Source organism: Myroides sp. 1354 (assembly GCF_030324495.1).
In the GTDB taxonomy this organism is placed as follows: Bacteria; Bacteroidota; Bacteroidia; order Flavobacteriales; family Flavobacteriaceae; genus Flavobacterium.
In genome coordinates, this window is the sequence record NZ_JACAGN010000004.1 from 36347 (window position 1) to 47520 (window position 11174).

The following is an 11174-nucleotide window of genomic DNA, read 5'->3' on the forward strand; positions in this document are numbered from 1 at the left end:
GGAAAATAAATTGGATATGAAAGAAAAAGAAAAGAAAATAACAAAGCATGAGTTGTTCTTGCTTCAAGAGCATTCATCTATAGATAAGCAACAGTTTCAAGCGTTGTATCAAACCTACGGTTTGGCCTCGGCTCAACAGTGGAAGGAGTTTGGGTATTACGCTTTATTGATTTGCGGAATTGTTTTTTTAGTTAGTGGTATTGTATTCTTTTTTGCCTTTAACTGGGATCAGATGGCTGTTAGTGTTAAGTTTGCACTTATTGGATTGGGAATTCTGTTAAGTGCATATGGAGCGATGACTTCTCGTGTGACAGAAAATATCAATAAAATTAGTTTAGTAGCCACTTCAGTACTCCTAGGCGTATTACTCGCTGTTTTTGGACAAACCTATCAAACAGGAGCGAATGCTTATGATTTGTTTTTGACGTGGTTACTGATTGTTATACCCCTAACCCTCGTTAGTCAATCGACCTATCAGTGGTTGTTTTTTAGTATTTTAGCGAATACTACACTGATATTGGCCTTAGTACAAGTGTTACAAGTTGAATCTGTATTTTTGGGCATCATTTATTTGGTCTTGACCAATCTTGTACTACTAGCACTTCCTCAACTTAAACCCTTGCATCCAACTTTTCAAATAGGCAACTTATACAAACAAACACAGTCTATTGTCGTTTATGTCTTAGCAACTGCAGGTTTTGGATTTTGGATTTTTAGTCAAAGATCTCAAGATCGAGCAGTGGAATTAGAAGGGGCTCTTTGGACTTTAATTCTTTCTCTTATTTTGATTGGAGGTGGTTTGGCTTTGGGATGGAAACAAAAGCAGATTTACTTGTTTTCTTATGCTCTGATTGCAGCAGTAAGCTGTGGGTTAATGGTTTGGATGAGGATGTTTGAAGATGCAGCAGAAGGACTTTTAGTTTATATGTTATATGCTGTTGGGGCTATCTTTTTTATTATCAAGTTAGTGTCTAAGAAATCAAAAGAATGGAAGTATGAAGACTAATACATGGAAAGACTTGCTTCCTCGACTTGAAGAGCAAGGGGTTATTGTGGATGAGCAATTGGAAAATCGTATACAAGAAGAAAATGCTATTAAGTATGTCTTCTTAAAAGTGGTTGCTATCCTGGGAAGCTTATTGGCTATGGGATTTTTCTTTGGCTTTTTATTTCTAACTATTGGAGATTCTCTCGGATATGTAAGCTTTTTATTTTTTGGGATTATGCTCTATGGTATAAGTCTCTTAGGTAATAAGAAAACAGAGCCCGCCTTAAGAGACGGTGTATTTGTAGCAACTTATATCAGTGCATTTGTTTGTGTATTAGCCGCCTGTTTCGATATTGGATGGAGAGAAACCAACAATCTTATTGTTGTGATTGTCCTCAGTTTAGCTGGATTTATTTTGTTTAAAAGTAAGATTATTCAATTCTTATCAGTGATTGGAGTCTATTATGGTTTAGTTTACTATTTAGGATTGATACATTTAGGCTATGGTGGCCTACTTTTATTCTGGTTGGTTTTGGCTGGACTTTATCTGCTATTTGACAAAGAGGTAGAAATCAAAACAACACATTCATTTTGGTCACAAAAATACACAGCCGTTGTACATGCCTTTTTTCTTATCCTAATCTTGGAACTTATTCAAGATAATATCAGTTTAATTGATCCAACTAATTGGATCAATCATTCGAGATATTTCGACTATAACGAAGTGATGCATCGTATTTATTTAGCTATTGTAGGCTTGCTATTAATCGCTTTAACCTATGTTACCGTGAAACAAATTGAGCGAAAAGTTGTGATTCAAAAGCGAATGATTAGTATTGGTGTAAGTAGCTTGTTTATCTTGGGAATTGCCTTTTTTATGCACGGATTTGGAATGCCTTTAGCAGTTAGTCTTTTCTTGTTGTTTTGGTCTTATCAATTCCGCTTCCACAAAGGAATCGTACTAGCAATTTTTACCCTGCTCTTATCTTTACTCTCTTATTATTACTATTTGAGTGTGAGTTTATTAGTGAAGTCCATTATCCTTATGGGATGTGGTCTATTCTTTTTAGCATTATTTATAATTTATAATCGATTGAATCGTGAAGAATAAAAGAAATATTGTCCTTGTAATTACCTTAGTATTATTCGCTGGTTTTTTCCTGCGTGCGGTCTTGCAAAAAGAAAAGATAATCCAAGAGGGAGCACTCGTTTTATTGCCTTTGGCTCCTGTAGATCCTCGTTCGCTAATGCAAGGAGATTATATGCAGTTGAATTATGCCATAAATAATGAATTGCGTGAAACAAACTTGAATAGAGATGAAATTCGCAAGCGAGGGTATGTAATATTGACCCTAGATGAGCAACATAGAGGTGCTTTTAAGGCAATTTATTCAGACTTGCCTCAACTAGAAGGGGAAAACGAAATCGCGGTGAAATACTTCAATTGGGATGGGTTTGATTTAGCTGTTGGAGCTGAGAGTTACTTTTTTCAAGAAGGAAAAGATACGTTGTATGAACAGGCTAAATTTGGTGGATTAAAAGTAGATGCGAAGGGGAATAGTGTTTTAATAGGTCTGTATAAAGAGAATTTAGAACGCATAGAGTAAGGGATAAATGGGACTATTAATTTTCTTGGAAATCAAGTAAAAGTGAGATGAAATCTAAAAGAATGAATAATCAATAATAGTTTTATTGCATTGAGAATCATTTGTTTGTTTTTTAATATAAAACAAAAGGAAATATTGAAAAAGTTTTGTAAATTTGATTTACATTAATAATAAAAAATGTCACGATGAAAAGAAAGTATTTCGCTGTATTAACAGTTGTAGCAATGAGTGTTTTAACACTAACAAGTTGTAAAAAAGAAGTAAAAGAAGGAACAGAACCAACAATTGTGGAAGAGGTAGCTCCAACAGAAGGAATGGCTGATAATTCAAAGACTTCATTAGATTGGGCAGGAACTTACAAGGGAACGATTCCATGTGCGGATTGTCCAGGTATCGATGAAACAATCGAAATTAAAGCGGATGGAACATTCAAATTAGTAGACCATTATCAAGAAAGAAAAGACGGACATTTTGAAGAAGAAGGTAAATACGAATGGGATGCTACAGGAAATAAAATCATCCTTACTTTAAAAGATGGAAGTAAAAAACAAGTAGCAGTACACGAAGGAAGTTTATTGCTTTTAGATCAAGAAGGAAATGTAATTACAGGAAATTTAGCTGAAAATTACCGTTTGAAAAAACAATAAGATAAAGGTTAAATTTGAAAATAACAAAGGATGAGAATGGATGTTCTCATCCTTTTTTTTTGCATTGATTTTAAGGATTTATAGGGTGAATTCAATCCCGAGATAAGGAAATAGTATCCCAGTAAATGGAGTGTAAAATTGCGTAGTGAAGAGCGAGCGAGATAGAGGTGATTCAAAGAAAGAACAAAGAAAACTCCTCCTTTATTTGTATTCATTTTGGATATTTAAAAGAAGAGAGGAAGATTAAAATATAAGCGGAAAACAAAAATAGCAGGCAAAAAAAAAGTAGAAAAATGAAGAAGTAAATCACCTTTTTTTAAAGCATAAAAAGAGTATAAGATGAAAAGAGCAAGCTTGTTTTTGAATGTAAAATAGAGAAATAAATGTAGATTATGAGCAATTGGTTTGAACGTGAGGAGGAATGAAAATGAAGCGAAAAGCAATTTTTACAGGAAGTGAACCAAAGTTAAGGCAGAGTGACAGAAGGAGATTAAACAAGAATACAGAAGTGTTAAATACAAATTGTGTCTTTCTTTTTTTAATCGTAACTTTTTCACTTCAACAAGAGTAAAGAAGAACCTAAGCTTTGGTTTTATTAGTGTTTTAAGGTTTTTTTAATATATAACTTTTAGTTATGGATTAAAATATTTAAGTGTAATTTATTTGTTTTTAATTAGTTGCGTTTATTATATTAAAGTAACAATGTAAGTTGAATTTGTTTTACTTGAAGTGTGAACCTAATGGGTAAAAAATAAATGAGCAGTTCGTTTTATTCTAAGTTTAATTCGTTAGGTGCACTTATTTAAAGTTAAGCTTTAATAGTTTTTGCAAGAAATTAGGAGAGATACTTCGACGTGATAAAGCAAATAAATACAAGGCATGTCTTCCATATATTCCAGGACTGATTCTTTCATCTATTTAATCTAGAGCCCTTCATTTGTGTTTTAGTCTTAGTTTTTAAAGGCCGCTGAAAGACTAGAAAAAGAGAAATAATTAGAGAATCAAAACGAAACACAAGGTTGTATTTGCTTTGTTTTATCCTTAATTTTGCGCAACTGGACAATGGGATTTGTTGTCCGTTGAAAGTTTATACCTATGTCTAAAATTAAAACTTGGGTTTCTGCAGCGCGTTTGCGCACGTTACCTTTATCCATATCAGGAATTATTGTAGGAACCGCTTGTGCATTTCCTTTTTATGCAACTCACGATAACTTTTACCTCATCTTTTTATTTGCCATTATCACGACGTTGTTGTTTCAAATTTTATCCAATTTTGCCAACGACTATGGTGATGGTGTTAAGGGCACTGATAATGAAAATAGAGTAGGGCCACAACGCGCTTTACAAAGTGGTTTATTGACTAGAGCAGAATTAAAAAGAGGAATTATTTTGACCGCAGGTCTTTCCCTTGTTTCGGCTTTAATTCTCATTTACTTTTCCTTTGGAAAGGATCATTTTTTTACCTCTCTTTTTTTCTTTGTTTTGGGAATTAGTTGTGTAGCTGCAGCCATCAAATATACTGTAGGTCAATCGGCTTATGGGTATCGCGGACTCGGAGACTTGTTTGTATTTATCTTCTTTGGATTAGTGAGTGTCATGGGGTGTTTTTACCTCTATGGACAAACAATCAATCCTTGGATCATCTTACCTGCAGTTGCCGTAGGTAATTTGAGTATTGCAGTTTTGAATATTAATAATATGCGCGATTTGGATGCGGATAAAGTGGTAGGTAAAAATACACTTGCTGTTAAATTAGGACGCGAAAAAGCCAAACGCTATCATTATTTTATCATTATATTCGCTTTAGTTGCTTTTATTATTTATGGGATTTACAGCGAAAAACCGTGGCTGAATTTTGCTTTTGTAATCGCGTATTTCCCTTTAATCAAACATTTGATATTCGTTAAAAATAATACCGATCCAAGAGCACTAGATAGTCAAATGAAAATTGTCGCCTTGAGCACTTTTTTGGTTTCTGTACTTTTTTCCTTAGCTTTAATCTTATAAAATAAAAATTATGAACATAACGTATTACGGTCATGCTTGTTTGGGCATTCAGATTGAAGATATTCACTTAATTGTCGATCCTTTTATTACTGGAAACCCGCTTCCTGCAGCAAAGGAAATCAATGTAAATGAACTGAAAGCAGATTATATTCTTTTGACACACGCACATGGAGATCATATTGCGGATGTGGAATTAATCGCTCAAAATAATCCTGAAGCTATTATTATCTCTAATGCTGAGATTGCTGGACATTATGAAGCCAAAGGATTTAATGCGCATCCAATGAACCACGGTGGAAGCTGGCAATTTGATTTCGGCAAAGTGAAATATACTCCAGCGATTCACTCAAGTTCATTCCCAGATGGAAGTTATGGCGGACAACCTGGAGGGTTCGTTATTGAAAGTAAAAATAAAAATATCTATATCGCAGGAGATACCTCATTGACGATGGATATGAAATTAATTCCCTTGTTTACGGATTTGGACTTAGCTATTTTGCCAATCGGAAGTAATTTTACAATGGGTATTGACGAGGCAGTTATCGCAGCTGATTTTGTAAATTGCGATAAAGTCATGGGATACCATTTTGATACTTTTGGCTATATTGAAATTGATCACGAGGAAGCGAAACGAAAATTTTTCGAAAAAGGAAAAGACTTGATGTTGTTGGCCATCGGTGAAAGTTTAACTTGGTAAGAAAGATGAAAGCAACGTACGAAAAGCATATACTTCAATTTAAGAGACCTTCGGGTACCTCGAGAGGTGTAATGACGGAAAAAGAAACTTGGTTGCTTAAAATAGAGGAAAACGATAAAATCGGGATAGGAGAGTGCGGGATACTGCGCTCTCTTAGTTTTGATGATCGTCCTGACTATGAAGCCAAGTTACAATGGGTAGTCGAACATATTCATTTGGGAGCAGAGGTTCTTTGGGAAGCACTTCGCGATTGGCCATCGATTCAATTTGGCGTAGAACAAGCTTTTTTATCTTTAGCTAGTGATCATCCCTTTGTTCTTTTTCCCTCTGCCTTTGTTCAAGGGAAACAAGCCATCTCCATCAATGGTTTAATTTGGATGGGAGAGGAAACTTTCATGAAAGAGCAAATAGACGAAAAGCTTGCTCAAGGATTTACTTGCGTAAAATTAAAAATCGGTGCGATTGATTTTGAGGCAGAGCTAAATTTATTACACTATATTCGACAGCATTATACCGTGAATCAAATTGAGCTAAGGGTAGATGCTAACGGAGGATTTACAGTTGCTGATGCTCCAACGAAATTGAAGCGATTAGCACAATTGGATATTCACAGCATTGAACAACCAATTAAACAACATCAGATTGTTGAAATGGCGGCTCTTTGTCAAACAACAGCTTTGCCAATTGCTTTGGATGAAGAATTAATTGGTGTGACCGCTTATGCAGATAAAGTGGCGCTGCTCCAAGTTATTCGACCGCAGTATATTATCTTAAAACCTAGTTTAGTTGGTGGTTTTAAAGGAAGTCAAGAGTGGATCGAAATCGCCGAACAACTGCAGATCAACTGGTGGGTTACTTCCGCATTAGAGAGCAATATTGGTCTCAATGCAATTGCTCAATGGACGTTTACTTTAAATAACCCAATGCCTCAAGGATTGGGAACAGGAGCCTTGTATACTAATAATTTTGATTCTCCTTTGGTCGTAAAAGATGGGAAACTTTGGTATGATACTATGAGGAATTGGGAGTTGTAGGGGGGATTGTTGTTGGTTGATTATTGTTCAAACAACGAACAACTCTCAACAAACAAAAAAAGCAACTAGCTATTTTCTTCTATATTCATCTGGTCCAATACCCATGTGTTTTTTAAAGAATCTTGAAAAGTAAGAATTATCTTTAAAATTCAATTGATACGCAATCTCGCTAGCCGATAAATCCGTGTGAATGAGTAATCGCTTACATTCTCTTAGAATGCGATCGCGAATCATGTCACCTGCGGATTTCTGTTTGATTTTCTGACACAGTGCATTTAGATAGTTGGGTGTGATATGGAGTACTTTTGCATATTCTTTCGGAAACCGATATTCATAGAAATGCTTGTCAATCAATGACTCGAAGGATTTGATTAATTCTTTATTTTTTGTAGAATTAAAATTGGCAAAAGACGTTTGTTCTACTTCTTTTTTGCACAGCAAAAGCACTTCCAAGAGGTAAGTTCGTATCAAATTGATGAATTCTCCATCCTCTGTTTCATAAGCAGTGAGCATGCGTTCTATAGCAGTTCGTATAATTGTTTTTAATTCATCATCGAGTTCTAATACGTTGTGCTTCGTAAATCGATTAAAAAAAGGCAAGTCGTGTATAAAAAGATGGTCAGAAACGAATTGGGTGATAAAACTCGGTGTAAAACTCAATATATAGCCTTGAATGGATGTATCATAATTCCAGCGATAATGTTGCCATGTATTTAAAAAAATAATGTCTCCAGCTTTTACTTCATAAGTTTGTAAGTCAATATAGTGTAGGCCTGTGCCTTTTGTGATGAGGATAAGTTGAAAAAAGTCATTCTTCTGCATATGAGTCATAGTATAATTGTCTTCAAGCTGTAAGACATGCTGTAACTTCATGGCAATAAATTCTCTTCGTTCTCCTTTGATATTAAATAGTCCTTGTTTATTTAAGTACGCATTGTGCATTTTTTCAATTTTAAATAATATGCTAAAGATAAATTTATTGTTTTAAATAAATGGTTTTATTATTTATTTTAGTATTTATTTATAAAAAATTCACGAAATGAAATAAAATAATAAGAATTAAATATTTGATAAGTGAAAGATAAGTGTGTTTTTTTATGCTTATTATACTTAATCAAAAAGACCGCCCTTTCGAACGAACGAAAGAAGCGGTCTTTTTTTTAACAAACTAAACCAATCGTTTGTTTTCTTTAGAAAACATATTCGTTAGCTTCTATTGCTTTTTGTGCAATAGATTCGCGTAATGCATTTACATTAGGTAGATTTACATATTTTGTAAATCGTCTTAATCCCATCAACATGATGCGTTGTTCATCCCCTTCTGCAAAAGAAGCAATTCCTTCTTTTCCTTTTTGTGCAACAATGTCCACGGCATGGTACAAGTATAATTGCGCCATGGCAATCTCTTCTTTGATGTTTTGTTCTCCTTTGCTTTTCGCTAATTTTTCTGTTCTTAAGATTGCACTTTCTGCCATGTAGATTTCAATCATCATATCTGCAGCAGCCATCATAAGTGCTTGGTGTTTCTCTAAATCAGGACCAAATTTTTGTACGGCACTACCAGCTACCATTAAAAAGGCTTTTTTCAGTTTTTCAATCATTTCCTTTTCTTCTGTAAACAATTCAGTATAGTCTGGGGTATCAAAACTAGGGATACTCATTAACTCATCGGCTACTTGCATAGCTGGAGTCAATAAATCCACATGCCCTTTCATTGCTTTTTTGATTAACATTCCAACAGCCAACATGCGGTTGATCTCGTTGGTTCCTTCGTAAATACGAGAAATACGAGCATCTCTCCATGCACTTTCCATCGGCGTATCTTCAGAGAATCCCATTCCTCCAAAAATTTGAATTCCTTCATCTGTACAAGCTTGTACATCTTCCGAAACGGCTACTTTTAGGATAGAACATTCAATAGCGAATTCTTCAACTCCTTTTAATTCTGCTTCTTGGTGTGTATTTCCTTCGGCAATACGTTGGTTAATTCGCTTTTCAATACTTCCTGCAGCACGGTATGAAGCTGATTCTCCTACGTAAGCATTGGTTACCATTTCAGCAATTTTGGTGCGGATAGCTCCAAAAGAAGAAATAGGTACTTTGAACTGAATGCGTTCGTTGGCGTATTTAATAGCCTCTGTAATTAAACGACGTTGAGAATCTAAACAAGCAGCTGCTAGTTTAATACGCCCTACGTTTAATGCATTCATGGCGATTTTGAATCCATTACCACGTTCAGATAACATATTTTCAACAGGCACTTTTGTATTGTTGAAAAACACTTGACGAGTAGAGGAAGCTCTAATTCCTAATTTGTGTTCTTCTTCACCAAGAGAAATTCCATTGGAAGGATCATTTTCAACAATAAATCCTGTAATATTTTTATCATCCTCTATACGAGCAAAAACAATAAATAAATTACAGAATCCCGCATTAGAAATCCACATTTTTTGTCCTGTGATATTGTAGTATTTGCCATCTTCAGATAAAACAGCTTTGGTTTTACCTGAGTTTGCATCCGAACCTGCATCTGGTTCAGTCAAGCAGTAAGCCCCAAACCACTCGCCACTCGCTAGTTTAGGAACGTATTTTTTCTTTTGTTCTTCATTTCCATATAAGGTAATAGGCATCGTTCCAATCCCTGTATGTGCACCAAAAGCAGTAGAGAAGGAGCCTGTAGCCCCGGAGATATAATCACAAACGAGCATGGTTGAAACAAATCCCATTTCCAATCCACCATAAGCTTCAGGAACAGCAACTCCTAAAAGTCCTAATTCTCCAGCCTTCTGCATGCATTCTTTCGTGAAAGCATAGTCTTTGTTTTCAAATCTATTTTTGTGCGGCCAAATTTCTTTGTCGATAAATTCCTTTACCGAATCGCGCATCATGATTTGCTCTTCTGAAAAATCTTCAGGAGTAAAGATATTTTCGCTAAGTGTTTCTTTTATTAAGTATTGACCTCCTCTTGTTATAGCTGTATTCATGGTTAATTTTTTTATGGTTAATAGTTGGTTATAGCAATTCGTAAATTCCAGCAGCTCCTTGTCCTGTTCCCACACACATGGTTACCATTCCATATTTTGAGCCTCTGCGTTTCATTTCATCAAACAATTGAACCGAAAGTTTTGCACCTGTACACCCAAGAGGATGCCCTAAAGCGATAGCTCCACCGTTAACATTGACGATATCAGGGTTAATACCCAATTCTCGAATAACGGCTAAGGATTGAGAGGCAAAAGCTTCATTTAATTCAATTAAATCAATATCCTTCAATTGTAGTCCTGCTTGTTTTAGTGCTTTTGGAATCGCCTTGATAGGGCCAATTCCCATAATTCTAGGTTCAACCCCTGCAGCAGCATAGTTTACCATGCGTGCAATCGGTTCAATATTGAGTTCTTTGACCATTTCTTCAGACATGACCATAACAAAAGCAGCACCATCACTCATTTGAGAAGAATTTCCTGCAGTTACAGATCCGTCTGCAGCAAATACAGGTCTTAATTTAGATAAAGCCTCTACTGATGTTCCCATACGCGGTCCTTCATCTTGAGTAACCGTATACGATTTGCTTTCTCGTTTTCCTTTTTCGTTAACAAATACTTCCTCTACGGTAATCGGAACAATTTGATCGGCAAATTTTCCATCTGCTTGCGCTTGTAACGCTTTCATATGCGATTGGTAAGCAAATTCATCTTGATCCGCACGGGAAACATTGAATTGATTTGCAACCGCTTCTGCTGTTAATCCCATTCCCCAGTAGTAATCTTCGTGTCCTGCCTTTGCTACTCCATAATCAGGAGTTGGTTTATATCCACCCATCGGAATATAGCTCATGCTTTCCGCACCACCTGCGATGATACAATCAGCCATTCCTGCTTGAATTTTAGCGACCGCCATACCGATAGTTTCAATTCCAGAGGCACAATATCTATTGACCGTTACTCCTGGAACATCGTCTACTTTTAATCCCATCAAAGAGATTAAACGCCCCATATTTAACCCTTGTTCCGCTTCAGGCATTGCATTTCCTACCATGACATCATCAATGCGAGATTTGTCAAATTCAGGAAGTGCATTCATTAAGTATTCTATGGTTTCTGCTGCTAACTCATCGGGTCTTTTAAAGCGAAAAACACCACGAGGAGCTTTACCTACAGCTGTTCTATATCCTTTTACTATATATGCAGTTTTCAT

Annotated in this window: 10 protein-coding genes; 7 read left to right on the plus strand and 3 right to left on the minus strand. The window is 35.6% G+C overall.

Features of this window, described 5'->3' with window-relative positions:
* Positions 1-16: 16 nt before the first annotated feature.
* The 7 genes from HX004_RS05825 (at position 17) to HX004_RS05855 (ending at position 6980) form a co-directional block, all read left to right on the plus strand.
* Complete coding sequence (locus HX004_RS05825; RefSeq protein WP_286441403.1) at positions 17-1006, plus strand: DUF2157 domain-containing protein; 990 nt, start codon at positions 17-19, stop codon at positions 1004-1006.
* Positions 996-2099, plus strand: a complete 1104-nt coding sequence (locus tag HX004_RS05830) for a DUF4401 domain-containing protein (RefSeq protein WP_286441404.1) — start codon at positions 996-998, stop codon at positions 2097-2099. Before HX004_RS05825 ends, HX004_RS05830 begins: the two co-directional genes overlap by 11 nt.
* Positions 2089-2595, plus strand: coding sequence for a GDYXXLXY domain-containing protein (locus HX004_RS05835; protein WP_286441405.1), 507 nt, complete (start codon positions 2089-2091; stop codon positions 2593-2595). The genes HX004_RS05830 and HX004_RS05835 overlap by 11 nt, the downstream gene beginning before the upstream one ends.
* Positions 2596-2780: 185 nt before the next feature.
* Entirely contained in the window at positions 2781-3242 is a 462-nt protein-coding gene (locus tag HX004_RS05840; protein ID WP_286441406.1) for a copper resistance protein NlpE, read from the plus strand.
* A gap of 1095 nt (positions 3243-4337) precedes the next feature.
* A complete protein-coding gene (menA, locus tag HX004_RS05845; protein ID WP_286441407.1) occupies positions 4338-5249 on the plus strand; it encodes a 1,4-dihydroxy-2-naphthoate octaprenyltransferase in 912 nt (303 codons plus the stop codon).
* Between the two features lie 10 nt (positions 5250-5259).
* The gene (locus HX004_RS05850; RefSeq protein ID WP_286441408.1) at positions 5260-5946 is read left to right on the plus strand and encodes a metal-dependent hydrolase; all 687 of its coding nucleotides are present in this window, start codon (positions 5260-5262) and stop codon (positions 5944-5946) included.
* A 5-nt stretch (positions 5947-5951) separates the two neighbouring features.
* Positions 5952-6980: an o-succinylbenzoate synthase gene (locus HX004_RS05855; protein WP_286441409.1), complete on the plus strand. Its 1029-nt coding sequence runs from the start codon at positions 5952-5954 to the stop codon at positions 6978-6980.
* A 69-nt stretch (positions 6981-7049) separates the two neighbouring features.
* On the opposite strand, the gene HX004_RS05860 is transcribed toward HX004_RS05855, so the two are convergent.
* From HX004_RS05860 to HX004_RS05870, 3 genes are all read right to left on the minus strand, one after another.
* On the minus strand, positions 7050-7922 hold the full coding sequence (locus HX004_RS05860; protein ID WP_286441410.1) for a helix-turn-helix domain-containing protein: 873 nt from the start codon (positions 7920-7922) through the stop codon (positions 7050-7052).
* 248 nt (positions 7923-8170) lie between these two features.
* Entirely contained in the window at positions 8171-9964 is a 1794-nt protein-coding gene (locus tag HX004_RS05865; protein WP_286441411.1) for an acyl-CoA dehydrogenase FadE, read from the minus strand.
* A gap of 28 nt (positions 9965-9992) precedes the next feature.
* Complete coding sequence (locus HX004_RS05870) at positions 9993-11174, minus strand: acetyl-CoA C-acyltransferase (RefSeq protein ID WP_286441412.1); 1182 nt, start codon at positions 11172-11174, stop codon at positions 9993-9995.